Origin of the sequence: Rhodococcus sp. RD6.2 (genome assembly GCF_001040705.1) — a bacterium.
GTDB lineage: Bacteria > Actinomycetota > Actinomycetes > Mycobacteriales > Mycobacteriaceae > Rhodococcus_G.
On the sequence record NZ_CVQP01000009.1, the window covers coordinates 401,284 to 427,472 of the forward strand.

The 26,189-nt window shown below is 68.7% G+C and carries 22 protein-coding genes and 1 tRNA gene; 15 read left to right on the plus strand and 8 right to left on the minus strand.

The genetic code is table 11. The features are described from left to right. The first annotated feature begins 18 nt into the window (after positions 1-18). The 3 genes from RHCRD62_RS20765 to RHCRD62_RS20775 all read left to right on the plus strand — a co-directional run bounded on the left by RHCRD62_RS20765 (position 19) and on the right by RHCRD62_RS20775 (position 3,122). Positions 19-408 (plus strand): thiol-disulfide oxidoreductase DCC family protein, encoded by a 390-nt coding sequence (locus tag RHCRD62_RS20765; protein WP_050066618.1) that lies wholly within the window; start codon positions 19-21, stop codon positions 406-408. 3 nt (positions 409-411) lie between these two features. Beyond that, on the plus strand, positions 412-2,055 hold the full coding sequence (locus RHCRD62_RS20770; protein WP_050066619.1) for a Na+/H+ antiporter: 1,644 nt from the start codon (positions 412-414) through the stop codon (positions 2,053-2,055). Positions 2,056-2,117: 62 nt separating this feature from the next. Beyond that, on the plus strand, positions 2,118-3,122 hold the full coding sequence (locus tag RHCRD62_RS20775) for a dimethylarginine dimethylaminohydrolase family protein (protein WP_050066620.1): 1,005 nt from the start codon (positions 2,118-2,120) through the stop codon (positions 3,120-3,122). A gap of 54 nt (positions 3,123-3,176) precedes the next feature. On the opposite strand, the gene RHCRD62_RS20780 is transcribed toward RHCRD62_RS20775, so the two are convergent. Continuing rightward, a complete protein-coding gene (locus RHCRD62_RS20780; RefSeq protein ID WP_050066621.1) occupies positions 3,177-5,612 on the minus strand; it encodes an ATP-dependent Clp protease ATP-binding subunit in 2,436 nt (811 codons plus the stop codon). A 288-nt stretch (positions 5,613-5,900) separates the two neighbouring features. On the opposite strand from RHCRD62_RS20780, the gene RHCRD62_RS20785 reads away from it, so the two are divergent. The 9 genes from RHCRD62_RS20785 (at position 5,901) to RHCRD62_RS20825 (ending at position 14,221) form a co-directional block, all read left to right on the plus strand. Next, complete coding sequence (locus RHCRD62_RS20785) at positions 5,901-6,731, plus strand: CPBP family intramembrane glutamic endopeptidase (protein ID WP_050066622.1); 831 nt, start codon at positions 5,901-5,903, stop codon at positions 6,729-6,731. 180 nt (positions 6,732-6,911) lie between these two features. Further along, the gene (locus RHCRD62_RS20790; protein WP_050066623.1) at positions 6,912-7,313 is read left to right on the plus strand and encodes an MmcQ/YjbR family DNA-binding protein; all 402 of its coding nucleotides are present in this window, start codon (positions 6,912-6,914) and stop codon (positions 7,311-7,313) included. Further along, positions 7,310-8,503, plus strand: a complete 1,194-nt coding sequence (locus RHCRD62_RS20795; RefSeq protein WP_050066624.1) for a sensor histidine kinase — start codon at positions 7,310-7,312, stop codon at positions 8,501-8,503. The genes RHCRD62_RS20790 and RHCRD62_RS20795 overlap by 4 nt, the downstream gene beginning before the upstream one ends. Positions 8,504-8,546: 43 nt before the next feature. Next, positions 8,547-9,380 carry a LytR/AlgR family response regulator transcription factor gene (locus RHCRD62_RS20800; RefSeq protein WP_084734400.1) on the plus strand — a complete coding sequence of 278 codons (834 nt, stop codon included), beginning with the start codon at positions 8,547-8,549 and terminating at the stop codon, positions 9,378-9,380. Beyond that, a complete protein-coding gene (locus RHCRD62_RS20805) occupies positions 9,377-9,754 on the plus strand; it encodes a hypothetical protein (protein WP_050066625.1) in 378 nt (125 codons plus the stop codon). The genes RHCRD62_RS20800 and RHCRD62_RS20805 overlap by 4 nt, the downstream gene beginning before the upstream one ends. 44 nt (positions 9,755-9,798) lie before the next feature. Next, on the plus strand, positions 9,799-11,520 hold the full coding sequence (locus RHCRD62_RS20810) for a sodium/solute symporter (RefSeq protein WP_050066701.1): 1,722 nt from the start codon (positions 9,799-9,801) through the stop codon (positions 11,518-11,520). A gap of 168 nt (positions 11,521-11,688) precedes the next feature. After that, a complete protein-coding gene (locus RHCRD62_RS20815) occupies positions 11,689-12,042 on the plus strand; it encodes a DUF485 domain-containing protein (protein ID WP_050066626.1) in 354 nt (117 codons plus the stop codon). A gap of 4 nt (positions 12,043-12,046) precedes the next feature. Beyond that, the gene (locus RHCRD62_RS20820) at positions 12,047-13,681 is read left to right on the plus strand and encodes a solute symporter family protein (protein ID WP_050066627.1); all 1,635 of its coding nucleotides are present in this window, start codon (positions 12,047-12,049) and stop codon (positions 13,679-13,681) included. Positions 13,682-13,789: 108 nt separating this feature from the next. Then, entirely contained in the window at positions 13,790-14,221 is a 432-nt protein-coding gene (locus RHCRD62_RS20825) for a type II toxin-antitoxin system Rv0910 family toxin (RefSeq protein ID WP_050066628.1), read from the plus strand. Positions 14,222-14,238: 17 nt separating this feature from the next. Here RHCRD62_RS20825 and RHCRD62_RS20830 read toward each other — a convergent pair whose 3' ends face one another. Next, entirely contained in the window at positions 14,239-15,114 is an 876-nt protein-coding gene (locus tag RHCRD62_RS20830) for a universal stress protein (protein ID WP_253277411.1), read from the minus strand. Between the two features lie 168 nt (positions 15,115-15,282). Next, positions 15,283-16,182, minus strand: a complete 900-nt coding sequence (locus tag RHCRD62_RS20835; RefSeq protein WP_050066630.1) for an ABC transporter substrate-binding protein — start codon at positions 16,180-16,182, stop codon at positions 15,283-15,285. Positions 16,183-16,339: 157 nt separating this feature from the next. Here RHCRD62_RS20835 and RHCRD62_RS20840 point away from each other — a divergent pair, with 157 nt between their 5' ends. Further along, positions 16,340-17,227: a hypothetical protein gene (locus RHCRD62_RS20840; RefSeq protein ID WP_157051009.1), complete on the plus strand. Its 888-nt coding sequence runs from the start codon at positions 16,340-16,342 to the stop codon at positions 17,225-17,227. A gap of 31 nt (positions 17,228-17,258) precedes the next feature. On the opposite strand, the gene RHCRD62_RS20845 is transcribed toward RHCRD62_RS20840, so the two are convergent. Continuing rightward, positions 17,259-17,331: transfer RNA gene (locus tag RHCRD62_RS20845), tRNA-Arg, on the minus strand. Positions 17,332-17,561: 230 nt separating this feature from the next. Here RHCRD62_RS20845 and RHCRD62_RS20850 point away from each other — a divergent pair. Both RHCRD62_RS20850 and RHCRD62_RS20855 read left to right on the plus strand, forming a co-directional pair. Then, positions 17,562-18,479, plus strand: a complete 918-nt coding sequence (locus RHCRD62_RS20850) for an oxygenase MpaB family protein (RefSeq protein ID WP_050066632.1) — start codon at positions 17,562-17,564, stop codon at positions 18,477-18,479. Continuing rightward, positions 18,479-19,261 carry an oxygenase MpaB family protein gene (locus RHCRD62_RS20855; protein WP_050066633.1) on the plus strand — a complete coding sequence of 261 codons (783 nt, stop codon included), beginning with the start codon at positions 18,479-18,481 and terminating at the stop codon, positions 19,259-19,261. Before RHCRD62_RS20850 ends, RHCRD62_RS20855 begins: the two co-directional genes overlap by 1 nt. On the opposite strand, the gene RHCRD62_RS20860 is transcribed toward RHCRD62_RS20855, so the two are convergent. The 4 genes from RHCRD62_RS20860 to RHCRD62_RS20875 form a co-directional block, all read right to left on the minus strand. Further along, entirely contained in the window at positions 19,234-20,568 is a 1,335-nt protein-coding gene (locus tag RHCRD62_RS20860) for a YhgE/Pip domain-containing protein (RefSeq protein WP_253277412.1), read from the minus strand. The genes RHCRD62_RS20855 and RHCRD62_RS20860 overlap by 28 nt on opposite strands. 43 nt (positions 20,569-20,611) lie before the next feature. Then, positions 20,612-22,897, minus strand: coding sequence for a glycoside hydrolase family 3 C-terminal domain-containing protein (locus RHCRD62_RS20865; protein WP_050066703.1), 2,286 nt, complete (start codon positions 22,895-22,897; stop codon positions 20,612-20,614). Between the two features lie 140 nt (positions 22,898-23,037). Then, positions 23,038-25,386 carry an MMPL family transporter gene (locus tag RHCRD62_RS20870; RefSeq protein ID WP_050066634.1) on the minus strand — a complete coding sequence of 783 codons (2,349 nt, stop codon included), beginning with the start codon at positions 25,384-25,386 and terminating at the stop codon, positions 23,038-23,040. A gap of 66 nt (positions 25,387-25,452) precedes the next feature. Next, positions 25,453-26,103, minus strand: a complete 651-nt coding sequence (locus RHCRD62_RS20875; RefSeq protein ID WP_050066635.1) for a TetR/AcrR family transcriptional regulator — start codon at positions 26,101-26,103, stop codon at positions 25,453-25,455. Between the last annotated feature and the right edge of the window lie 86 nt (positions 26,104-26,189).

A 26,189-nucleotide genomic window follows, 5' to 3' on the forward strand; every position in this document is an offset into this window, starting at 1 on the left:
CTACACAGGAGTCGCACCATGCCCACTCGTTCGTCGACCGACAACCATGTCGAGCTGCTGTTCGACAAGGACTGCGGCTTCTGTGTGTGGTGCGCGGGATGGCTGGAGCGGCTCGACCGCCACGGCCGCGTCACGGCCACGCCGTTGCAGAAGCCCAGCGCCGTCGACCATTTCGGGGTGACGATGGACGAGGCTCTGGAGCAGGCGTGGGCCATCGATGCGTCCGGGCAGCGGTTCGCCGGGGCAGGTGCCATCAACGCCGCACTGTCCGGCGTGCTGGGTAGTCGTATTCCCCTGCACATCTACCGAATCCCCGGAATCCGGCAGGCGCAGGACGCGCTGTACCGGCTCGTCGCCCGGAACCGGCACCGGCTGCCCGGCCGCGGCGGCAGCTGCGCGATCGGCTGACCCTTGAGCGTCGCCGGGCTGCTGCTCGTCTTCGTCGCGGCGATCGTCGTTGCCGGATTCGCGAAGCGGCTCGGCTTCCAGGTTCCGCTCGTGCTCGTCACCGTCGGCGCCGCGGCGTCGTTCGTGCCCGGTGTGCCGACGCCGGCGATCCCTCCCGACATTCTTCTCGGTGTCGTGCTGCCGCCGCTGCTGTACTCGGCCGCACTCGACTACTCGTTCAACACTTTTCAGCGGAACATCCGGTCGATCCTGCGGCTCGGAATCGGCATGGTCATCGTCACCGCGGTCGCGGTCGGGGTGTTCGCGAACTGGCTGGTTCCGGAGCTCACCCTCGGTGCGGCCCTGGTGCTCGGGGCGGTGGTGGCTCCGCCGGACGCGGTGGCCGCCGTGTCCGTCGGCCGCAGACTCGGACTGCCCGAGCGGATGATGGCGATCCTCAAGGGGGAGAGCCTCGTCAACGACGCGGCAGCGTTGACACTGTTCACCCTCGCCGCCGCCGCGGTGACGGGAGAACGCATCTCGATCGACTCCCCGATCCTGTACTTCGGCTACGAGATCGTCGGGGGTGTCGGCGTCGGACTCGTGCTCGCGCGGATCGTCCGCACCGTCCGGGCCCGGATCACCGACTCCGCACTGGAGACCGTGCTCGGCCTGATCCTGCCGTTCGTCGCGTACTTCGCGGCGGAGGAGATCCACGCGTCCGGTGTCCTCGCCGTCGTCACCGCCGGTTTCGTGTTGGGCCGCAACGCGGGTGACGAATCGGTGAGCACCCGCATCCAGGAACGGTCCGTGTGGCCGACGATCGACCTGGTGCTCGAGACGTTCGTGTTCGCCTACATCGGGTTGCAGTTCAAGTCGGTCATCGACACCGTCCGCGACGACGGGCTCCCGGTGCATCACGTCTTCGGCTACGGCTTCGCCGTGCTCGCGCTGGTGATCGTCATCCGGCCGGCGTGGATCTTCCTCAACGTGGGCAGACGCCGCGCGATGCCCCGACTGGCCGCCAGGCGGGGAACGTCGCGCGCGGAGGAGGAGTTGACGTGGCGGCAGAACCTGGTGATCTCCTGGGCGGGGATGCGAGGGGTCGTGACGCTGGCGGCGGCCGCCGGTGTGCCGTTGGCGACGGTGTCGGGTGACCCGTTCCCGGGGCGCGGGGTGATCCAGGCGGTCGCCTTCACCGTCGCGGTCGGGACCCTGCTCATCCAGGGTTCGACGCTGCCGATGCTGATCCGGGTCCTCGACGTCGCCGACCCGGACGAGGAACTGCGGAACTCGCAACAGATCGACCTCGCACGGCAGATCTCGAAGCAGGCTGCGGAGCGAGTGCTCGCCGACATGCTGCGGGATCCGCCTGCAGCACTGCGGGATCCGGAGGTGGGCGAACTGGTGGAGCGGGTCCGGCGCTCGACCCAGGCGCGTCTGGCCGCCGAGCACGCCGACGACCTCGGGGAACACGAGGCCAAGGTGCTGCGGCTCGGCGCCCAGTTCAACCGGCTCCGCAACGACGTCCTCAAGGCGCAGCGGACGGCGCTGATCGAGGCCAGGGACGCAGGCGACCTCGACGACGAGGTGCTGCGGCGACTACTCGACGAACTCGACCTGGAGGAGGCCGCCGCCGAGGCCCGGGTACGACGACAGCGGTGGTGAACGCTCGCCTGCATTGCGCGCAGGCCGGGCATACGCTGTAAGCCGACCGACGGGAGGCCGGGATGGATCTCATCGACACCCCCACAGGCGCGTCGCCGGGACGGGTGATGGTGCGCAGCGAGTTCGCCCCGTTGCGCATGGTCGTCGTCGCCCGGTCCCAGGTGCGGCTGCCCGACGAACTGCCGCCCGCCGAGGTCGCCTTCCTCACCCCCGAGGCGCGGGCGATGCTCGGCGGCATGCTGGGACGCGACCACGCCGACGTCCACCCGGAGCGGCAGCGACGCTGGGAATCCGAACGTGAGCAGCTGTGCGCGGTGTTCGAGCGGCACGGTGTCGAGGTGGTGCGGACCTGGCCGCTGACCGACGCGGAACGGGCCGCGGGCGGGCCGGACGGCTACGCGAACTTCTTCGTCCGAGACCCCTGGTTCGTCGTCGGCGATGTCGTGGTCGAGGGGACGCTGCGGCTGCCGTACCGGAGGCGGGAGGTGCTGGCCAGCCGTGACATCCTCGCCGAGCGCGCGCTCGGCGGGCGCTGCACCTACGTCGCACTGCCGCAGCCTGCGGTGCCGGACGGCGCCGGCGATGACGCGGGAGCGGGTCCGTTCCTCGAGGGCGGCGACGTGCTGGTGTACGGCGATCGGGTGTTCGTCGGCAATTCCGGGCTGGCCTCGAACGATCTGGGGATGCGCTGGCTGCGTCACCTGCTGGCGCCGCGCGGGTACACGGTGGAACCGGTACGGCTGGCCCCCAACTTCCTGCACCTCGACTGTGCGCTCGGGCTGATCCGCGAGGGCCTGTTGGTGACCTGCCCGGACGCTCTCCCGGACGGGCTGCCTGCGGTGTTCGACGACTGGGACCGGATCGAGGTCACCGAGCAGGAGGGCATCGACCTCGCCACCAACGGGCTTCCCATCGGACCGGACGTCTACATCACGGACCCGGCGTTCGCCGCGGTCGGTGATCGTGTTGCCGCACACGGGGTCACGGTCGAGTACGTCGACTTCGCGATCACCCGCAGCTTCGGCGGATCGTTCCGGTGCACCACGCAGTCACTGTGGCGCGAGTGAGCACGGGCCGAGGGGACGGGCGCACTGCCCGTCCCCTCGGCCCGTCGTTCGCTCCTACGCGACCTGCAGGTCCAGCTCGTCCTCGGTGACGTCGACCGTCACCCGCGATCCCTCGACGATGAGGTCGTCGATGAGCATGTCCGCGATGCGGTCGTCGACCACCCGCTGGATGGACCGGCGCAGCGGCCGGGCCCCGAACTCGGGCTGGTGCCCGTGCTCGGCGATCCAGTCGACGGCGGCGTCGCTGAACGTGATCTCGATGCCCCTGTCCGCCAGCCGCTTACGGCTGTCGTCGAGCATCAGATCGGTGATCCGGTGCAGCTGCCCCGTGTCGAGCCTGCGGAAGACCACGATCTCGTCGATCCGGTTCAGGAACTCCGGCCGCATCGACTCGCGGAGCCGCGCCATCACCCGGTCCCGCAAGGGCTTCTCGGCCGAGGCCGCGTCACCGGTGACGAAGCCGAGCGCGCCGCCCTTGCTCGAGATCAGGTCGGAGCCCAGGTTGCTGGTCATGATCACGACCGTGTTCGTGAAGTCCACCGTGCGGCCGTGACCGTCGGTGAGCCTGCCGTCGTCGAGCACCTGCAGCAGCGTGTTGAACAGGTCCGGGTGCGCCTTCTCGATCTCGTCGAGCAGGATCACCGAGTACGGATTGCGCCGCACCCGTTCGGTCAGCTGGCCCGCCTCGTCGTACCCGACGTACCCGGGAGGGGCGCCGAGCAGACGCGACACCGTGTGCCGTTCGCCGAACTCGCTCATGTCGAACCGGATCATCTTGTCCTCGTCGCCGAACAGCGTCGCCGCCAGCGCCTTCGCCAGTTCCGTCTTGCCGACGCCGGTCGGGCCGAGGAACAGGAAGCTGCCTGCGGGCTTGTTCGGGTCGGCCATGCCGGTCCGGCTGCGCCGCACCGCCCGCGCGACCGCGCGCACGGCGTCGTCCTGGCCGACCACCCGCCGGTGCAGCTCGTCCTCCAGCAGCCGCAGGCGGTCCTTCTCCTCCTGCGTCATCTGGCTGGCCGGGATGCCGGTTGCCCGGGACACGACCTCGGCGATCAGTTCCGCGGTGACCTCGGGGGCGTCGACGGGGACGGCGTCCGGGACGCCGTCGATGCGCTTCTGGGCGGCGGTGATTCGATCGCGCAGCGCGGACGCCTTCTCGTAGTCCTCTGCCGCGACGGCCTCCTCCTTGTCCTTCTCCAGTTCGGCTAGCTGTGCCCGCAGCGCCTCGATGTCGACCTTCGGCGACCGCAGCGACAGCCGCGCGCCCGCCTGGTCGATCAGGTCGATCGCCTTGTCCGGCAGGAACCGGTCGCCGATGTAGCGGTGCGAGAGTTCGACGGCGGCGACGATCGCCTCGTCGGTGTACCGCACACCGTGGTGCTCCTCGTACCGCTCCCGCAGGCCCGTCAGAATGGTGACGGCGTCCTCGGTGCTGGGCTCGTCGACGATCACCGGCTGGAACCGGCGTTCGAGGGCCGGGTCCTTCTCGATGTGCTTGCGGTACTCGTCGAGTGTGGTCGCGCCGACGACGTGCAGGTCGCCGCGCGCCAGCTTCGGCTTGAGGATGTTGCCCGCGTCCATCGCGCCGTCCGCACCCGCGCCCGCTCCGGCGATGGTGTGGATCTCGTCGATGAACACGACCAACTCGTCCTTGTGGGCGGTGATCTCGTCGACCAGGGTCGTCAGCCGCTCCTCGAAGTCGCCGCGGTAGCGGGTGCCCGACACCATCGACGACATCTCCAGCTGGACGATGCGCTTGCCGAGCAGGCGGTCGGGGACGTCGCCGTCCACGATGCGCTGGGCGAGACCCTCGACGATCGCGGTCTTGCCGACGCCCGCCTCACCGATGAGGACCGGGTTGTTCTTGGTGCGCCGCGACAGGATCTCGACGGTCTGCTCGATCTCGAGCGCACGCCCGATGACGGGGTCGATTCCGCCGTCACGGGCGCGGGCCGTCAGATCGACGCCGTACTTGTCGAGTGTCGGGGTGGCGCTGTCGGTGGCCTCGGGCGCGGGTGCGGCCGGGCCTTCCTGCACGGTGCGTTGCAGCGACTCGGGCGTGACGCCCTGCTCCGCGAGCAGACGCCCGACGGCGTGGTCGCCATCGGCGGCCAGGGCCAGGAACAGGTGCTCGGGGTCGATGTAGGTGGAGCCGAGGGCGCGCGCGAGCTGGTGTGCTTCGAGCAGCGCGGTCTTGAGGGCAGGGCTCAGTGCGGGCACGGCGAACGCGTTCGCGGACCGAGTGCCCTGCGGCAGGCGCGCCTCCGCGGCCTCGGCGACGGCGTCGGGCCGTGCGCCTGCGCGCTGCATCAGCGACCTGACCGGTTCCTGCTCGGCCATCACGCGCACGACGTGCAGGGCGTCGAGGTCGGAGTCGCCGCGACCCGCTGCGAAGCGGGCGGCCGCGCTCACGAGCTCCTGGGTGGATCGGCTCATGAGTCGGCTGATGTCGATGCGACCGGGGCCCTGCGGGCCGAAGTAAGCAGGCATTGACAAGCCTCCTGAAGTTGAGTGGTTCTGACTCAACTAACGTATCCTCATTGCAATCAATTCCCGCGGGGTGAGATCGCGCTGTGATCTCCAGCACCATCCAGGGCGCGCTCCAATGAGAACCGGTCAGTTGTGCACCGTGTCGAGGAACCCTCGTTCACCCGGGCAAACGAGTTCCGACTCTGTGGTGGCGGCATTCATCCGAGACGTGCTCTTGGCGGCGAGCCCGCGCCGATGTGAGGTAGTGCTTGCACTGCGGGGCAAGGTCACGGTATCTACGATCAGCCAATGGCGCACGAAGGTGTTGAAACAGGCGGCTGGCGACGCCCGAGCCTGTGGATGGCAATCGGACTGATCGCGGCCTACCTGGTGTTCTACCTGTTGGTGGGGTGGGTGATCACGACGATCTTCGCCAGCGAGATCGACACGGACAACGTCATCGGGTCCGCGCCCAGCATCCTGTTCGCGATGGCCTTGCCGATCGCGGTCGGCGGCATCGCACTGTTGATCGTGGCTGCCCGGCTGGGCATGCTCGGGAAGATCTTCGGACCACAGTCCATTCGTGGACGCGGCTGGATGTGGATCGGCCCGGTGCTGGTTCTGGCCGCGATCATCGCGCATCTGACCGGGACCGACTGGAATTCGTGGACCGGCGGGCAGATCGCGGCAATGTTCGTGTTGGGCGCCTGCGTCGGCCTGACCGAGGAACTGGCCACCCGAGGACTGGTGGTCCAGATCCTGAGGGACGCCCGCCACAGCGAGAAGTTCGTCGCGGCGATCTCCTCGTTGATGTTCGCGCTGATGCACACCGTGAACCTGTTCTCCGGGATGGAACTGTCCACCGTCGGCGCCACTGTCATCTACACCTTCGCCTTCGGTATGTGCATGTACCTCACGATGCGAGTCACCGGCACCATCTGGGCTGCGATCGTTCTCCACGCCCTCACCGATCCGACGACGTTCCTGTCCTCGGGTGGGGTCGACACCACCGTCGGCACCTCCAACAGCGGTAGTGTGATCGCGGCACTGGCCACGATCCTGCTTATTGTGTTCGGTTTCGTTGCAGTGTTCTTCGTCCGAGGCAAGGTTCAATCAACCCAGTACTCGCCCGCTGCCTGACCTTCCGGCCTACTGCGTCCCGCGGCGGCCACCGTGCGGGCCACGGCCTTGCCAGTACTTCCTTGAAGTCTGCGTGCATTGCCCTCGCCATATATCTTCCGCCACCTGCCGTTCCCGACATGTCCGCCCGACGGACTCCGGGTTCCACTCACCCGAGTGGGGGTGTCGTAGCGTTGCCTCATGACCCCGCCGCGCTCGCTCGACCGGCTTCGCGACCTGTGTCTCGCCCTGCCCGAGGCGACCGAGCGGGTCAGCCACGGTGAGCCGTCCTGGTTCGTCCGCAAGGCCCCGCAGTTCGTCAGCTACGCCGACCGCCACCACGACGACCGTGTCTCGTTCTGGGCCGCCGCGCCGGCCGGTGCACAACAGGACTGGGTGGCGCGGGACCCGGAACGCTTCTTCGTCCCGCCGTACGTCGGGGGCCGCGGCTGGATCGGCGTCCGACTCGATGTAGGACCGAACGGTGAACCGAGCGAACAGGATTGGCGCGACATCGAGGACATCGTCGAGGACGCGTACCGGGCCGTCGCACCCGCCACGCTGATCGCCCGGCTCGACTCGGACCGGCCCACGTCGCCATGAGCGGCACTGCGCTCGTCATAGTCGGCCTGATCGTCGCGGTGGTCGTGCTCGGCGCGCTCGTGCTGCGCTCGCGGACCCGTCGCACACTCACGACCCCGGAGGAACGCGCAGTCCACGCGACATTGCACACCGCATCGCTCGCCGCCCGGTCGTTGCGCCGCGGACTCGACGCCGCGTCCGCCGCGGAGGCCGCGCCCCATCTGGGGCTGCTCACCTCCGCCGACGCGCTTGCCCTCGCCGACGACGCCGGCGAGATCCTGGCGTGGCACGGTCCGCACGACGGCCTCGCCCCGCTGTTCGCGAGCGCCGCCGAGGTCGCCGCCGACACGGGCAGGCGGGAACTGATCGTCGACCCCGTGCCGGGTGTCCGGGCCCTCGTCGTCCAGCCGCTCGTCGTCGAGGACGCCGGGGTGGTCGGGGTGATGGGGGTGGTGACCGCCGCCCAGCCGGGACCGGGCATCCTCGGCGCCATCACCGAGGTCGCGCGCTATGCGTCCAGCCAGATCGAACTGGCCGAACTCGACGCGTCCCGTGCCCGCCTCGACCGCGCGGAGGTCCGCGCGCTGCGCGCCCAGATCAGCCCGCACTTCATCTACAACGCGCTCAACACCGTGGCGTCGTTCGTGCGCACCGACCCGGCCCGCGCCCGGGAACTGATCCTCGAGTTCGCGGACTTCACCCGCTACTCGTTCCGGTCGGCGGGCGAGTACACCGTCCTGTCCGACGAACTGCGCAACATCGACCGCTACCTCACACTCGAACGCGCCCGCTTCGGCAGTGCTCTCGAGGTGCGACTGCAGGTGGCACCCGAGGTGCTCGGCGTCGTGCTGCCGTTCCTGGCGCTGCAGCCCCTCGTGGAGAACGCGGTCCGGCACGGCCTGGCGGGGCAGTCGAAGGGGACCGTCACCATCGTCGCCGCCGACGAGGGCGCGGACTGCGTCATCAGCGTCGAGGACGACGGCGTCGGCATGGACCCCGAGCTGCTGCGATCCGGTTCGCTCGACGCCGTCGCGGAAGGGTCGGGCGGCCCGAGCGCGAAGGAGTCCGCGCACGTCGGGCTCGCGAACGTCGACGACCGGTTGCGGGCTGCGTTCGGCGACGACTACGGCCTCGTCGTCGAGACGGCTCCCGGTGCCGGAACCCGGGTGAGCATGCGGGTGCCGAAGTTCCGTCCCGGTATCCGGGTCTGACCGCGGATCGTCGCGGGGACGCCCGTGGCACGATGACAGTGTTGTGACGCAGATTCCCGATGGCGCCCAGAGCGCCCCGCTGACCGTGCTGGCCGTCGACGACGAGCGTCCGGCGCTCGACGAACTGGCCTACCTCCTGCGTGCCCAGGGCGACGTCGGCGAGATCCTCACCGCCGGCGACGCCACCACGGCGCTGCGGGTGATCAAGGGCCGACTCGGCAGCGCCGGGGAGCCGCCGATCGACGCCGTGTTCCTCGACATCAACATGCCGGGTCTCGACGGACTCGAACTCGCGGGTGTCCTCGCGGCGTTCGCGGTCCCGCCCGCGGTGGTCTTCGTGACCGCGCACGACGACCGGGCAGTCGACGCCTTCGACCTCGGCGCCGTCGACTACCTGCTCAAACCCCTGCGTGAGGAGCGGCTCGCCGAATCGGTGCGGCGGATCCGCGCCGCGGTGCGGGCCGACCGCGTCACCGACGCCGCGCAGCCCGAATCGGATGCGGCGTCCTCCGACGAGGTGATCCCCGTGGAGCTCGGCGGCGTCACCACGCTCGTCCACCGGTCCGACATTGCCTGGGTCGAAGCCGACGGCGACTACGCCAGGCTGCACACCGCCACCGGATCGCATCTGGTGCGTATCCCGATCTCCGTGCTCGAATCCCGCTGGCAGTCGGCGGGGTTCCTCCGGGTACACCGCTCATACCTGGTGGCGCTGCCCCTCGTGACCGGTATCCGCAGCGTCGGGACGGGCACCGTCGTGTGCCTGCGCGTCGGTGACCAGGCGCCGGTCACCGAACTTCCCGTCAGCCGCAGGCACACCCGCGAGCTGAAGGACCGGCTCGTGCGGGCGCCGAGGCAGACCTGGACGTCGCGGTGACCGGCCCTCGCTCCGGGCCGTCCCGGCAGCGGGAACGCGTCGTGCTGGCACACCGTCGCGGTGCCCGAACCGTCCGGACCCGGGTCGAGGTCCAGGAACAGACGCAGGTCGGCGAGGCCATGGTCCGTGCGCTCGTGCGGGCACAACTCGGCCTCGCGTTGCGCGTCGCTGCCGCGGTCGTGCTGACGGCATTCGCGGTCCCGTTGCTGTTCATAGCCTTCCCCGCGCTCGGCGACGCCACGGTGTTGGGTGTGCGGCTGTCGTGGCTGGTGCTCGGTGTTGCGGCGTACCCGGCCCTGTACCTCGCGGGCCGGATCTACATCCGCCTCGCCAAACGCACCGAGCAGGAATTCGTCGACCTCACCGACGACTGACACACGAAGGCGGGTGCGGCGCAGTGAACCAGCAGATCCCACCGATGACGGTCGTGGCGCTCGTCGCCGCGGCACTCGCGACCGTCGTCATCGGGTTCTACGGTGTTCGGCTGGCCCGCACCACATCCGACTTTCTCGTCGCGTCCCGCAGCGTCGGCCCGCGGTGGAACGCGGCCGCCATCTCCGGGGAGTACCTGTCGGCGGCGTCGTTCCTCGGTGTCGCGGGCCTGATCGCGAAGTACGGCGCGGACGCGCTCTGGTATCCCGTCGGATTCACCGCCGGCTACCTGGGGTTGTTGCTGTTCGTCGCCGCACCGCTGCGGCGCTCGGGTGCCTACACGGTGCCCGACTTCGCCGAATTTCGGCTCGGCAGTACGCGATTGCGCCAGCTCGCGATGGTCGTCGTCGCCATGATCTGCGTGCTCTACATGGTGCCCCAGTTCCAGGGCGCGGGGCTGGCACTCGGGATCCTGCTCGGCCTGCCCGCGTGGGTGGGGGCGGTGGTCGTCGCCGTTATCGTGATCGCCACCGTCGTCGGCGGCGGTATGCGATCGATCACCTTCGTGCAGGCGTTCCAGTACTGGCTGAAGCTGTCCGCTGTCGCGGTGCCCGCACTCGTCCTCGCCGTGCACTTCGCCGGTACAGCACGCGATCTCGGCACGCCCGCGCCGCCGACGGTGGGGGAGCGGACCACCGTCGACGTCACCACCGACGTCGTCGTCCAGGTGTCGGAGCCGCTGCCGGTGACGGTCACCGGCACCCTCGACGGACGGTCCGTCGACGGACCCGTCACGATGACGACGGGTGAACACGAACTGGGAGCGGGTACCGCACTCGTGCTCGACGCAGGTGCGCCGGTTCCCGTCGTTGCGGGCGCACCGCCGACAGGCGCGCAGTGGCTCGAGCCGGGCTGGGGGCTCGGCGGCACCCACCCGCTGTACCAGGTGTACTCGCTGATCATCGGCATCTTCCTCGGCACGATGGGACTGCCGCACGTGCTGGTCCGCTTCTACACCAACCCCGACGGTCGCGCCGCACGCCGGACCGCGCTCGTCGTCATCGGGCTCGTCGGCGGCTTCTACCTGTTCCCGACGCTGCTCGGAGTCTTCGCCCGCCTGTGGGTCCCGCAACTGCTCATCACCGGAACCTCCGACGCCGCGGTGCTGCTGCTGCCCGCGTCGGTGGTCTCGGGTGTCGGAGGGCAACTGCTGGCCGCGCTCGTCGCGGCGGGTGCGATCGCCGCGTTCCTCGCCACATCATCCGGGCTGCTGGTCAGTGTCGCGGGTGTGCTGAGCACCGACGTCCTGCGGGGCCGGGTCCGCGACTTCCGGGTCGCGGCGGTCGTCGCGGGCCTCGTTCCGCTCGGTCTTGCGTTGACGGTGACGTCGATCGACCTGTCGCGCACGGTCGGTCTGGTGTTCGCCGTCGCCGCGTCGACCCTGTGCCCGCTGCTGGTGCTCGGTATCTGGTGGCGTGGGCTGACCGCGCCGGGAGCGGCCGCCGGGCTGATCGTCGGGGGGATCAGTTCGGGCGCGGCGGCGCTGGCGACGGGGCTCGGTGGTGCCCCGGCGCAGGTGTGGGGTGGCTGGGCGGAGGTCGTCGTCGGCTATCCGGCGGCGGTGACGGTGCCGCTGGCGTTCCTGGTGATGGTCGTCGTCAGCCGTGCGACCCGCGACCGGGTGCCCGCCGACGTCGGGCGCACCTTCACGCAGATGCACGCGCCCGAGCGCATCGGCGTCGGCCGCGACCGCGAGTCCGACCTGTAGGGCGCAGCAGGCGTCACACCGTTCGTCGCGGCGAAACGACCGTCCGGCGCGTTATCCGACAGCTCGGCGTGTGACTGCCGTCACCCCCTATGTCTGTGACGTGCATCTCATTAACGTCTGTGACCTGCCGGTTCTCCCCGCCGGCCCCACACGACCGAGGAGTCCGACGTGACCACAGCAGACCTGAGTCCGGAGGCGGCGTCGACGCGGCGCACACCGGACGCGCAGGCCTTCGTCGAGATGCAGGCGAGCCCTGAATTTCAGGACCTGCGACGCAGGCTGCGCCGCTTCGTCTTCCCGATGACGGCGTTCTTCCTCACCTGGTACGCCGTCTACGTCCTGCTCGCCACCTACGCGTCCGACTTCATGGCGACGAAGGTGTTCGGCAACGTCAACCTCGGCGTGGTCCTCGGCCTGGGTCAGTTCGTGACGACCTTCGTCATCACCGCGCTGTACGTGAAGTTCGCGAACCGTGAACTCGACCCGCGTGCCGCCGCCATTCGCGACGAGCTGGAGGGCTAGGGCCATGACGATCCTCGCGCAGGGCAGTTCCGGTGTAGGCAACCCGGCCCTGAACATCGCCATCTTCGTGGCGTTCGTGGTCATCACGATGGGCATCGTGATCCGCGCCAGCCGCACCACCAAGAAGGCGTCCGACTTCTACACCGGCGGCGGCCAGTTCTCGGGCCCCCAGAACGGTTTCGCCATCGCAGGTGACTACCTGTCCGCGGCGTCGTTCCTCGGCATCGCCGGGGCCATCGCCGTCTACGGCTACGACGGCTTCCTGTACTCGATCGGCTTCCTCGTCGCGTGGCTGGTCGCGCTCCTGCTGGTCGCCGAGATGCTTCGCAACACCGGCCGATTCACGATGGCCGACGTGCTCAGCTTCCGGCTCAAGCAACGGCCCGTCCGCATGGCCGCCGCACTCTCCACGCTCGTCGTGTCGCTGTTCTACCTGCTGGCCCAGATGGCCGGTGCTGGTGGCCTCGTCGCACTGCTCCTCGACATCCACGACAAGGCCGGCCAGGCCATCGTCGTCGCGGTCGTCGGCGTGCTGATGATCGTGTACGTCCTCATCGGCGGAATGAAGGGCACCACCTACGTGCAGATGGTCAAGGCGGTCCTGCTGATCGCAGGCGCGGGCGTCATGTTCGTGCTCGTGCTGTTCGCTGTCCGCGGCAACTTCTCACAGCTGCTCGCCGACGCGCAGAACATGGTCACCAACTCGACCAACGAGGCCGTCGCCGGCCGTGACGTCCTCGCACCCGGTGCGAAGTACGGCATCAGCTCGATGACGCGGCTCGACTTCCTCTCCCTCGGCATCGCCCTCGTTCTCGGCACCGCAGGGTTGCCGCACGTGCTCATGCGCTTCTACACCGTGCCCACCGCCAAGGAGGCCCGCCGCTCGGTGACCTGGGCGATCGGTCTGATCGGCGCCTTCTACCTGTTCACGCTCGTGCTCGGCTACGGCGCCGCGCGCATGGTCGGTCCCGACAAGATCCTCGCCGCACCCGGCAAGGAGAACGCCGCGGCCCCGCTGCTCGCGTTCGAACTCGGCGGCACGCTGTTCCTGTCGATCATCTCCGCGGTCGCGTTCGCCACCATCCTGGCCGTCGTCGCCGGCCTCGCGATCACCGCATCCGCGTCGTTCGCGCACGACATCTACGCCAGCGTCATCAAGCGCGGGAAGGCGTCGGAGGAGCAGCAGGTCAAGGTCTCCCGCATCACCGTCGTCGTCATCGGTGTCGCCGCGATCGTGCTCGGCATCCTCGCGATGGGTCAGAACATCGCGTTCCTCGTCGCCCTCGCGTTCGCCGTCGCGGCCTCCGCGAACCTCCCGACGCTGCTGTACTCGCTGTTCTGGAAGAACTTCAACACCACCGGCGCCCTGTGGAGCATCTACGGCGGTCTCATCAGCTGCCTGGTGCTGATCGTGTTCTCCCCGGCCGTGTCCGGCTCGAAGACCGCGATGTTCCCGAACAGCGACTTCTCCTGGTTCCCGCTGTCCAACCCGGGCATCGTGTCGATTCCGCTGGCCTTCGTGCTCGGCATCGTCGGCACCTACGTCGGTCGTCGCAAGCTGGAGGACCCGGTGAAGCAGGCCGAGATGGAGGTCCGTTCCCTCACCGGTGTCGGTGTGGAGAAGGCCGTCGCCCACTAGTAACACCGCTCGTACCCCCACCGGGTTCGCCCCGCAAGAAGGCGTCCCGCACCTGGATCCCTCACCAGGTGCGGGACGCTGTGGTGTGTCGGTCGCTACGATGCGCGCATGGCAAAGCTGAAGGTCTCGGTCGCGGTTCCCCTGACTCCGGAGATCGCGTGGGAAAAGGCAAGCGATCTGGCGGAATTCGACAAGTGGCTCTCGATTCACGAGGGGTGGCGCGGGGAGCTTCCCACCGAACTGGCCGCGGGCACCACGGCGGAATCGGTGGTGACGGTCAAGGGACTGCGTAACCGGGTTCGCTGGACCATCACCGACTACGCGCCGCCGCAGACGCTGGCGCTCAAGGGTGACGGCAAGGGTGGCGTGAAGATCGGTCTCGTGCTGTCCGTGACACCGAAGGGTGCGGGCGCCGAGGTCGCGTTGCACATCGACCTCGGCGGGGCACCGCTGTTCGGACCCATCGGATCCGGAGTCGCCCGCGCACTCAAGGGCGACATCGAGTCGTCACTGAAGACGTTCGTCGCCGTATACGGCTGATCGGCACCGGCGGATCTTCACCGCCGTTCGCGCACCACCATCAGTGGTCGCTCGCCTCGATGCAGCAGCGCCCGGCTCGTCGACCCGAGCAGCATGCCCTGGAATCCGCCGCGGCCGTGGCTGCCCACGACGACGAGTTGGGCGTCTCGGGAGCGCGCGATCAGCTGGTCGACGGCGTTGTCCTGCACCACGACTCGCGTGACCTCGACGTCGGGGAACCGTTCCTGCATTCCCGCGAGGCTTTCGGCGAGCGCGGCCTCCTCGCTCTCGGCGACCGCGGACCACGGCAGCGCCTCGACGGCGACGGGCAGGGTGTCGAAGTCGATGTCGCTCCACGCGTGCACCGCAACCAGTGGCGCCCCGCGCAGGGACGCCTCGGTGAACGCGGCTTCGACCGCGGGGACGCTGTTCGCCGATCCGTCGACGCCGACGACGATCTGGCCGTCCCCGTCGGGGACAGCCGAGGTCGGGACCACCACGACCGGGCACCGGGCATGGGTGACGACGCCGGTGGCCACCGAACCGAGCAGTGCGCTGCGGAGGGCGCCGCGTCCACGGGTGCCGAGGACGATCATCCGGGCCTGCTCCGACAGGTCGAGCAGCAGCGGGATGGGCGAACTGTTGTGCAACGAGGTCTCCACCTCGATGCCCGCTGCGGCGTCCTCGGCCAGCGCCTTCGCGGCGTCCAGGATGCGATGCGACTCAGCGTTCAGGTCGTCGAAGTAGCTCTGCGACGTGACGAGCATGCCGCCCGGGATCACCGGTGGCGGTTGCGCGGCGACGAGGCGGAGCGGTGCTCCGTGCGCGGCGGCGGTTCGTGCGGCCCAGACGGTTGCCGCGTTCGAGGTGTCCGATCCGTCCACGCCCACCACGACGGGGGGATTGATGGTCACTGGTCCTCCTCGGCGGAACACCTCCGGGTGGGCGGTCCACCGAGGTTCCCGCAACACCAGCATGAACCCTCGCGCGACGACGCGCACAGGGTCGAAGGTCCCGCCGGCCGTGTGATCTCGGGAACTGTTTCTCCGCAGCGTGATTCGCTGGACCGGGTTTCGCGGATCCTACTCCAGGATCGGCGTGTCGATCGAGTCGACCAGCCACGTCTGCGCGAGTGCGTCGAGCGTGCCGTCCTGGTACAGCGCATCCACCGCCGCCGACGTGCACGGAGTGAGTGGGCTGTTCTTCTCCAGTACCAGCCCGAAGAACTCGGTGACGGTGTTCGGCCGGGGGAACTGGCCGACCAGAATGGCGTTCGGGAGGTCCGATTCTGTGATCTGGAACCCGGTCGGAATGTCGACGACCAGCGCGTCGATCGTCCCTTCGGCGAGTGCGTTTTTCGCCTCGTCGGTCGTCTCGAACGCGACGGCCTCGTGCACGGGCCGGATGGTTCCCTCGATGGCGGCCAGGCTCGTCGATTCGACCTGGGCGCCGAGTCGGAACCCGGTGAGGTCGTTGAGGTTGCGCGCCATCGCCGCATGGGACTTCGGCATCGCGACGATCGCCTGCGTGACCGCGTAGTAGGGGGAGGAGAAATCGACGGCTTCTCTGCGGTCCCCGACGATCGTCACCTGGTTGATGTCGAAGTCGAAGTCCTTGGGTCCCGGCGCGATCGCCTCCGCCCACGGCACCCGCTCGAACGTGATCTGCTCCGGTGAGTATCCGAGGCGTTCCGCGACCGAGCGCGCAACCGCACCTTCGAAACCCTTTCCGTTGGAAGGGTTGTCGTCGACGAACCAGGGGGAGTAGGCGGGGGTGTCGGTCGCGATCGTGAGCGTTCCCGGTCGGTGGGTCAGGCCGCTGTCCGGGCCGCAGTGGCCGACCGCTGAGGTCGGGGGGAGTTTCGTGTGTGCACTCGGCATCGGCGTGGACGTAGCGGCTGTGCTGCCGGCCGACGTCGCGTCCGACGTCGAACAGGCAGCCAGCACCATCAGCGCGCTCAGGGTGAGCGGCAACAGGGTCATGGGGGCCGGTCCGGAACGGGGCACCCGGACATAGTGCCCCTGACCCGAGGTAGTGGCAACAGCGGGTGCGTATTACGGAACGCGGGACCCGCGCGGCTCGGACGACGCGTTCGCGGTCGGGCGAGGATACTGGCGGCAGGGGGTCCGGGAGGTGGCGATGCGCGAGGGCCGGGGCGGCGCCGAGGGCCGCGGTGATGCGGTCCTGACGACGTATCGATACCTCAGGCTGGCCACCGTCGTCCTCGTGGTGACGCTCGGTGTCGCGCTGCTCCTCGCGACCGCGCGTTCCGGGTGCTGGCGGAACTCGATCAGTGCGTTCTACTACTCCTCGGCGCACAACGTCTTCGTCGCTGTGCTGTGCGCGCTCGGGGTGAGTCTCATCGTGTACAAGGGCAGTTCGGACACGGAGGACGTCCTGCTGAACCTGGCGGGGTTCCTCGCGTTCGTCGTCGCGGTGGTGCCTACGGTTCCACCGGATGCGGATGCGTGTGGTGCGGCGGAGCGTGTGCTGACGGCGGGCTGGCCGGGCAGCGTCCGCGACAGTGTGTGGGCGATCCTGGTTGCGGGTGCCGTCGCGGAGGTCGCGGCGCTGGTGATCGCACGCCGGACCGGCTCCGACCGGTCGCTGCAACCGGTGGCCCGCTGGGTGCGGACGGCGGGCTGGGGGATCGTGGTTGTCGGGATGTGCTTCTTCGTGTTCGCGCCGGGGACCTTCGCCCGGCACGCCCACATGGTCGCGGCGGTGCTGGTGTTCGCGGGGATCATCGGGGTGGCCGTGGCCAGCGCGGTCTCGGCGTCGTACACGCCGGACGGTGCTCGGTATGCACAGATGTACCGGGCCGTCGCGACGGCCATGTTCGCGACCCTCGTCGCGGTGGTCGTCGTGCACCTCACCTTCCCGGATTGGGGCTACCTGGTCATCGTGACGGAGGCTCTGCTCGTCGCGGAGTTCGCCGCGTTCTGGATCGTCCAGACAGTCGAACTGTGGCAGGTCGTCGACCGGACCGACCTCTACGAGGGTGGTGAAGCGCCGCAGATGCTGTAGCCCTGAGCGCCTTGAGCTGGGATTTCATCTGTGCCCTCGGCAGGATTCGAACCTGCGACACCGGCTTTAGGAGAGCCGTGCTCTATCCCCTGAGCTACGAGGGCGTGGGGTCTGGACATGTGTCCGTCCCCGCTGCACTAGGCAGTGTAGCGGGGGGTGTCCGCCGCAACCCAAATGAAACAGTCTTGACGATGTTGTATCAGGTGGTATGTTAACGATAATTCACGCAGGGGCGAGGTGCGGGCGCGGGGGGGTGTCCTTACCTATAGGGCCGCGAGAGTTGCTGGTGTGCTTACGTGTTCGCCACTGGGGGACCATCTGAGGAGGGGGCGGTATGCCTCGCAACTATGTCGATCTCGACGAAAACCGGCTCGACGACCGTCCGCGGCTGACGGCGGCGCAGACGCGCATCGCGATCACGAGCACGCGCAAACGCTGGATCCGCAAGAATCCCGACCTGACCGATGCGCTCGACTTCTGGTCGTTCGCCGGCGCCGCCGCGAACGTCGCCATGCAGATCGGCTGGCCCGAGGTCGCGTACGGGGTGATGGAGAGCAAGGTGACCTCCGGCGCGTTGATGCACCACCCGTGGAAGCGCGCCCGCACCACCACCCAGTACCTGGCTGTCGCGATCCTCGGGACGGACGCCGAACGTCTCGCCTACCGCGAAGCCGTCAACGGTGCACACAGGCAGGTGCGCTCCGACGAGAACAGTCCCGTCGGCTACAACGCCTTCAACCGCGAACTGCAGATGTGGGTCGCGGCCTGCCTGTACATCGGGTTCGAGGACTCGCACCAGCTGCTGCACGGCATCCTCCCGCCTGACGAACTCGAGCACTTCTACCAGCGGTCCTCGACGCTCGGGACCACGCTGCAGGTCACCGAGGAGATGTGGCCTGCGACCAGGGCCGACTTCGAGAACTACTGGAACGTCGCCTGCGACCGCGTGGTGTTCGACGACCGGACGAAGCAGTTCGTCGAGGACCTCGTCGACCTCCGCATGATCGCGTGGCCGATCCGGGCTCCTTTCCGAAACCTGCTGCGGTTCCTGACGATCGGGTTCCTTCCCCCGCTGTTCCGGGAGAAGCTCGAGCTTGAGTGGACGGAGGACGACAAGCGTCGCTTCGAGCACCTCTTCATCTTCGTCTCGTTCGTCAACAGGTTCCTGCCGAAATTCGTCCGTCACGGTGGCAGCTATGTGCTGATGCGGGACCTGCGTCGGCGAATCGGTAAGGGCTCCAACCTGATCTGATGGGCGCGCACGACGACGGGCTCGGGCCCGACACCCTGCTCTGGGAGTTTCTCGGCGACCGCAGGTTCCTGCTGGCGTTGCCACGGGCCGTGGGGTTGCAGATGCTGCATCCCGCGATCGCCCGCGGTATCCGCGAGCACTCCCGCACGCCGCGTCACATCTGGATGCACGCCAGGCACACCGTTCCCCAACTCGTCGCGATCGCCTACGCCGACCGCGACCTGTCGTCGGTGATCCGCTTCGGCCACGAGGACGTCAAGGGGCGCGACGACCGGGGGGCCCGGTACCACGCGCTCAACCCCGACATCTTCTTCTTCCAGCACGCGACCTATGTGGACACGCTGGTGACGATGGTCGAGACGTTCATCCGGCCGCTCGCCGCCGACGAGCGCGAGCGGCTGTACCGGGAGTGTTCGATCTGGTACCGCCGCTACGGCATCTCGACGCGGGCGATGCCGCAGACGTGGTCGGAGTTCGAGGAGTACCTCCGGGGCGCGTGCGCGGAGCTGCACCTCGGCGACGACGCCGAGTACTACCGCAGTCAGGTGGTCCGCCCGGACCACTGGGTGGTGCGGTGGACACCGACGCCCGTCGTCGGCAGGCTGCTGCACCCACGGACCCGTGAGCTGTTCGGTGTCGCGGACACCGGGCCGGGCGCCCTCCACGCCTATGCTGCGTGGCGCAGGGGCATCGCGGCACTCGGTCCCCGGCACCGCTGGGTCGACGTCGCCGAACGGGCCATGCGGCCGACGGGTCAGGAGGCGGGGGCCTCGCTCGGCTGAGCCGCGACACCGCGGTGAAAACCCTTGAGGTCGTAGAGACGCGTCACCACGAGGCCGAGGACCAGCCCGATCCCGAGTCCGATCGCCGTCATCGCGATGGCGTGGGTGAGGCCGGCCATGCCGCCGCCCCCGAAATACAGCAGGCTGCGAATCCCGATGAACACCTGGTGCATCGGTTCGAACTTCGCGAGCCAGCCGAAGAACGCCGGGGTCGCCTCGATCGGGAGCGTCCCGCCTGCCGACGGCAGTCCGAGGACGATGAACACGATGAGGTTGATGATCAAGCCTGCGCTGCCGAACACCGCGAGAATCGACATCGCCGTGATGCCGACCGCGGCGATAGCGAACGCCCCGTACATCCACAGTCCCAGCGCATTCGGCAGCGGCATCGACAGCAGGTGCGAGATCCACACGTACAGTCCCGACACGACCGGTGCGAGGATCGCCATCACGCCCCACTTCACCGCGAGGGTCTGCAACCGCGAGATCTCCACCTTCGGGTTGTGCACGTAGCGAGGGCCGAATTCCGTTGGTGCGAAACCGAGCATCCCGTCGACCAGGGTGTTCACGATCATCGCGCCGGTGAAGCCGGCGAGAATGACCAGCAGTGCGTAATAGAACGCCGACAGGCCGTTCCCGGTGCCGTCGGGGAGCGGTTTGTACTGCACGGTCAGCGCATCGATCGGATTCGCCAGCGTCAGCCGGGCGGCGCCGGCGACGGGAGTGTCGCCGACGGCGGCGGCGACCTGATCGGACAGTTGCGCGCCGACCTTCTCGTTCACGGCCGCCAGGGCGGGTTCGGTAATCGCTTCGGTGAGGCCCATCCCGAACGTTCCCGCCCGCGGGTTCGTGTAGACGGTGATGATCGGCTTCTCGACGTCACCGGGTACGACGCTCGACGAGGCGAGGATCATGAGCCGTTTCGTGAAGTCCGACGGAATCACGATCGCGCCGTACACCTCAGCGGAGTCGAGCATGGTCTGCGCCTGCCCGATACCGACCTGCTGTAGGTCGACCTTGTCCGCGGGTACCCCCGACACGAGACCGTCGACGATCTGATTGCCGATGTTCTCCCGGGTGTCCGACCCGGGTGCGACGTCGCCCTCGTCCTGATTGACGACGGCGATCGGGAAGTTCCGCAGGCTGCCCTTCGGGTCGAGGATGCTGCCCAGGTACAGCGCCGCGAGCAGCGACATGAGCAGCGTCACCACCACGATCGGCGCGGCCCAGAACAGCGGCTTGCGGAGCGTCGCGGTCCGCTCGCCCGGAATCGTGGGTTCGGTGGCTTCGTGCTTCGGCCTGGTCACGATCGGATGCCTCTCACTGCGGGGACGTGACGACGGATGCGCATCAGCTGCTCTGCGCCCGTACCCGGTCGACGAGGTCCGTGACCAGGTCTGCGGACATGCCGGGGGAGAAGGCGGCGAGTTTGGCGAGCGGGGCGGCCGCGATCATCTTCATCACGGCCGGGTCGACGTTGCCGACATCGCCGCCCGCACCCGCCATCGCCTCCATGAGCAGCGGTCCACCGACCGGATGCGCGAACCACTCCGCCAGGGAAGACGTTCCCGTCAGCGTCGGGGAAACCCCGTCGCCCGGAGAGGTGAACGTCGCGGTCAGGCGGTGGTCGCGCGACGACGCACCGACTCGGATCTCGAAGTCTCCTGCTTCGACCACCCAGCGGTGCTCACGCACCGACCAGAACGCGAACGCGCGGTCGTCCAGGGCGATGGTCACCCGCTCGGATGCACCCGGTGCGAGGTGAACCTTCGTGAACCCCTTGAGTTCGTGAACAGGTCGGTCCACCGACGACTCGATGTCCCGGACGTACACCTGCGGCACGTCCGCACCCGCGCGGTCACCGGTGTTGGTGACGGTGAACGCGACGTCCAGTCCGGTCCCGTTGGGTGTCAGCACGAGGTCGTCGTAATCGAAGGTGGTGTAGGACAACCCGAATCCGAACGGATAGGCCACTGGCGTGCCCATCGTGTCGTGGTAGCGGTACCCAACGTGGATGCGTTCGCCGTAGACGACAACACCGTCCGACCCGGGGAAGTTCAGGTGGCTCGGGGTGTCCGCCAGCCGCAGCGGAACGGTCTCCGTCAGGCGTCCGGACGGGTTGGCGAACCCGAACAGCAGGTCCGCGATCGCGCTGCCACCCGCCTGACCCAGCAGCCAGCCCTCGAGGATCGCCTGAACGTCGTCCTGCCAGTCGGCGGTCGCGACGACGGCCCCGTTCGACAGCACCACCGCGACCCGTGAGTGCGCCGCCGCGACGGCGGTGAGCAGGGCGAGCTGGTTCGCCGGTAGGTCGATATCGGTGCGGTCGAAGCCTTCCGACTCGAATTCGCCTGGCAGCCCGAGAAACAGCACGACAGCCTCGGAGGACTCGGCCAGGGAAACGGCCTCGTCGACGAGCGCACCGTCCGGCGCGCCGTCGAGCCGGAATCCGGGAGCGAATCTCACCGGTGCGCCCGCGAGGGCGGCGATCGCGTCGAGTGCGGAGTCGACCCGTGTGGGCACGACCTGAGAGCTTCCCGAGCCCTGGAACCGCGGGGTGCGGGCGAATTCGCCGATGACGGCGATCGAGTCGAGGTCGGCGACGTCGAGGGGGAGCAGTCCCTCGTTCTTGAGCAGCACGGCCGATTCGGTCGCCGCGACGGCCGCGAGTTCGTGGTGCGCGTCGGCGTCGTAGGTGGCAGGTTCGGACCCGGCGACGGTGGTGCGCTCGATCAGTGTGAGCAACCGGTCGACGGCGTCGTCGAGGGTGGTTGCGTCGAGATCACCGGATTCGACTGCGGCGACGATCTTCTCGTTTCCCCCGGCTGCGGGCATCGTCAGGTCGACGCCCGCGGCCAGTGCCCGCAGCCGGTCGTCGACGGCACCCCAGTCCGACACGACGAGCCCGTCGAACCCCCATTCGCCGCGTAGGACATCGGTGAGCAGCCACCGGTTCTCGCTGACCTTGGTGCCGCGGAGGGTGTTGTACGAGCACATGACGGTCGTCGGTGCGGCGGTGGTGACGATCCGCTCGAACGCCGGAAGGTAGATCTCGCGCAAGGTCCGCTCGTCGACCTGGACGTCGATGCGCATACGGTCGGTTTCCTGATTGTTGGCGGCGAAGTGCTTGAGCGAGGTGCCGACGCCACAGGACTGGACGCCGCGCACCCACGCCGCGCCGAGCATCCCCGCCAGGTACGGGTCCTCGGAGTAGTACTCGAAGTTGCGCCCGCACAGCGGAGATCGGCGGATGTTCACGCCGGGGCCGAGGAGGACGGCGACCTTCTCGGTCCGGGCCTCGGCGCCGAGCGCGGTGCCGACCGTGTGGATCAGGTCGACGTTCCAGCTGGAGCCGAGACCGACGGCGGGCGGGAAGCACGTCGCGGGGACGCTGTCGCCGAGTCCGAGCGCGTCGCCGCCCTCGGACTGCTTGCGGAGTCCGTGTGGGCCGTCCGTCAGCATGATCGACGCGATGTCGTGGTCGGGAAGCGCCACGGTGCGCCAGAAGTCGGCGCCGGTGGTGAGTGCCGCCTTGTCGCCGGTGCCGAGCGCCGCTTTGTGGCTGGTGCTGAGCGCTGCCGTGTCACCGGTGCTGAGCGCAGTGTTCTCGCCACTTCGTGGTTCGTGGTGTGCCATCGAGATGTTCACCTGTCCCTTCGCCGGGTCCCCGGATGGGCTGCTGGAGTCAGCCTAGGGCGGGAGCCCGACCCGGACAGGACGACACCCCCGGTCGCGTCGGTGCGACCGACGCGATCGGGGGTGTCGTCGTGGTGGAACTATCGGGTGGTGACGGGGCCTTCGACCTCGGCTGCCTCGGGCAGCTCGCGGCGGAGCTTCTCACCCTCGATGTCGACGTTCGGCAGGATCTTGTCGAGCCACTTCGGCAACCACCACGCCTTGTCGCCGAGCAGCGCCATCACCGCGGGGATGATGACCATGCGGACGATGAAGGCGTCGAAGAACACGGCGGCGGCGAGCGCAAAGCCGATCGACTTGATGAACGCGTTGTCCTCGAGCATGAACGCGCCGAACACCGAGATCATGATGAGCGCCGCAGCCGACACGACGCGGGCGCCGTGGCTGAAGCCGATCGTCATGGCCGACTTCGCAGACTCCCCGTGCACGTACTCCTCACGCATGCGGGTCACCAGGAACACCTGGTAGTCCATCGCGAGGCCGAACACCACGCCGATCAGGAAGATCGGCATGAAGCTGACGAGCGGCTGCGGGTTCGCGATCAGGCCGCCCCAGCCTTCCTGGAAGATCGCGACGGTGGCGCCGAACGTGGCAGCGACGCTGAGCAGGAAGCCGAGGGCCGCGGTCAGCGGCACCAGGATCGAGCGGAACACGAGCATCAGCAGGATGAACGCGAGTCCCACCACGATGATCAGGTACGGCACGAGTGCCGACAGCAGGCGGTCGGAGATGTCGGTCTCGAGGGCGGTCTGGCCGGTGACGCCGTAGTCGACGCCGATCTCCTCGGTCAGGACACTGCCGCCGTCGCGGATCGACTTCATCAGGTCGATGGTCTGCTGGTCGGCGGGGCCGCTGCCAGGGGTGACCAGGATCTGTGCGGTGTCGCCGTCGGGGTTCATCGCGATGATCTGCGCGTTGACGACGTCGTCCTGCGCCGAGATGGTCTCGACGACCCGGTTGAACGCCTGGTCGGCGGGAACCGTCGCCTCGCGGGCGTCGACGACGACGAGCAGGGGCGAGTTACGGCCGGGGCCGAAGCCCTCGGACACGAGGTCGTACGCCTGCCTCGAACTGGTCGCCGGGTCGCCGGTGGCCTCGCTCGGGAGAGCAAGCTTCAGGCCGGCGGCGGGTGCGGCGAGCAGGCCGAGCAGCACGACGCCCGCGATCAGCGGGATGGCCGGCTTGCGAGCCACCCAGCGGGCGTAGCGGGTCGCGGGTCCGGGCACGGCGTCCTCGGCCTCCGGATCCGGAGCCTTGACGAACGGGATCCGGCCGGCGAATGCCTTCTTGCCCAGCAGTCCGAGGAACGCGGGGAGGAAGGTCAGCGCGACGAGGACGGCGATGAACACGGAGAACGCCGCGGCCATGCCCATGTCGCTGAGGAACTTGATGCCGACGACGCGCAGCGCGACGAGGGCGATGATGACGGTCAGGCCGGCGAAGACGACGGCGGATCCGGCGGTGCCGACCGCACGTCCGGCAGCTTCCTCGCGGTTTCCGGTGACGGTCACCTCGTGTCGGAAGCGCGAGACGATGAACAGCGAGTAGTCGATCGCGACGGCCAGCCCGATCATCACGGCCAGGGTCGGCGTCATGGATCCGAGTTCGGTGAAGCCGGTGGCGACGGTGATGCCGAGACTGCCGATGCCGACGCCGATGATGGCGGAGATCAGCGGAAGGCCGGCTGCGACGAGCGAACCGAAGGTGAGCACGAGCACGATCGCGGCGACGGCCATACCGATCAGTTCCGCGCTGCCGCCGGGTGCCTCGGCCTGCTGGGCCGCGCTGCCGCTGACCTGGACGGTGAGGCCGGCATCCCGCGCGGTCTGTGCCGCGGCGTCGATCTGGTCGACGAGTTCGGGGGTGACATTGGAGAAGTCGCCGGTGAACGGCACCTCGACGTAGCCGACGGTCTTGTCCGGGCTCAGCGGGGAGAGCGCCTGCGCGTCGGCGGTCGCCTGGTCCAGCGGCTTGCCGGATTTCTCCGCCTGCGCCTTGGACATCTCGGCGAGTTGCGCGTCCGCGGTCACCGGGTTCACCAGCGCGCCCTGGGCGGCTTCACCCGTCGCGGTCGCCGGATCGACCTTCGCGGCAGGCTCGACGAGCTCGATGCCGCGGACGTCGGCGAGCGCCGCGTCCATCGCGGCCTGGTTCTCCGGGCTGTCGAGTGTCTGCCCTTCGGGTGCGGCGAAGACGAACCGGGCCGAGATGGAGCTGAACGGGTCCCTGCCGGAGGCCGGGAAGCGTTCAGCCATCAGGTCCTGCGCCTTCTGCGCGGGTGTACCCGGAATGGAGAACGAGTCGTTGGTCGGGCCGGACAGGGTCGCGGCGCCGACGCCCATCAGGACGAGGATGGCGAGCCAGATCGACAGGACTGTGCCCTTGCGCCGGTAGGCGAACTTGCCGATCCGGTACAGGTAGGTGGCCATGGTGGACCCTTCGGTGCGGATGGTGCGAGGTATGGCGGTTGCGCTGGTCGGGACTGCCGGGAACGGCTAGGGGACGGGCGGTTCGGGGGTGTTCGGCTGCGAGACCGGACGGGCCGGCGGCTGCGGGATGCCCGACCGCAGCATCTGAAACGCCTCGTGAACGATCGGCAGCGGTGTTTCGTGGTCGGTGTCGCCGTGCATCCACAGCTCGATCGCGGCCTTGCAGGCGGCTCCGGCCGTCATCTGCAGCAGGTTCGGGAAGAGATCGGTGTCGACGTCGGTGCCGGTGCGCGCGGCGATCGCCTCACCCAGAACCCGCGACACCCGGCCTTCCAACTGAAGCTTGCGGGCGATCAGGGCGGGGCTGGACTCGATGAGTGCCATCTCGGCGGCGATCACCTCGAGGTCGCGGACCGGGTCGTCGAGGATCGACTGCACGACCACTTCGAGGGAGTCCCAGATCGGCTCGTCGATCGGACGCTTGTCGAGTCGGGCGACCCACTCGGTGACGTCGGCTTCGATTCGGTAGAGGACGGCGTCCTCTTTCGAGGCGAAGTAATTGTGAAAGGTGCGGGTCGAGACGCCGGCTTCGGAGGCGATCGCCTCCGCGGTCACCACGTCGAGACCGGACGCCACGGCGAGTCGCATCGCGGCATCGCTCAGTGCGATGCGGGTGGCGGCCTTCTTCTGGTCGCGGAGGCCGGGTTGGGTGCTCACCAAAACCACGGTACGGAAATTGCATGACCCTGCAAACTTGCAGAAGAGTGCAATTACTGTTCACTCCGCCACATGACTGTGTCGAT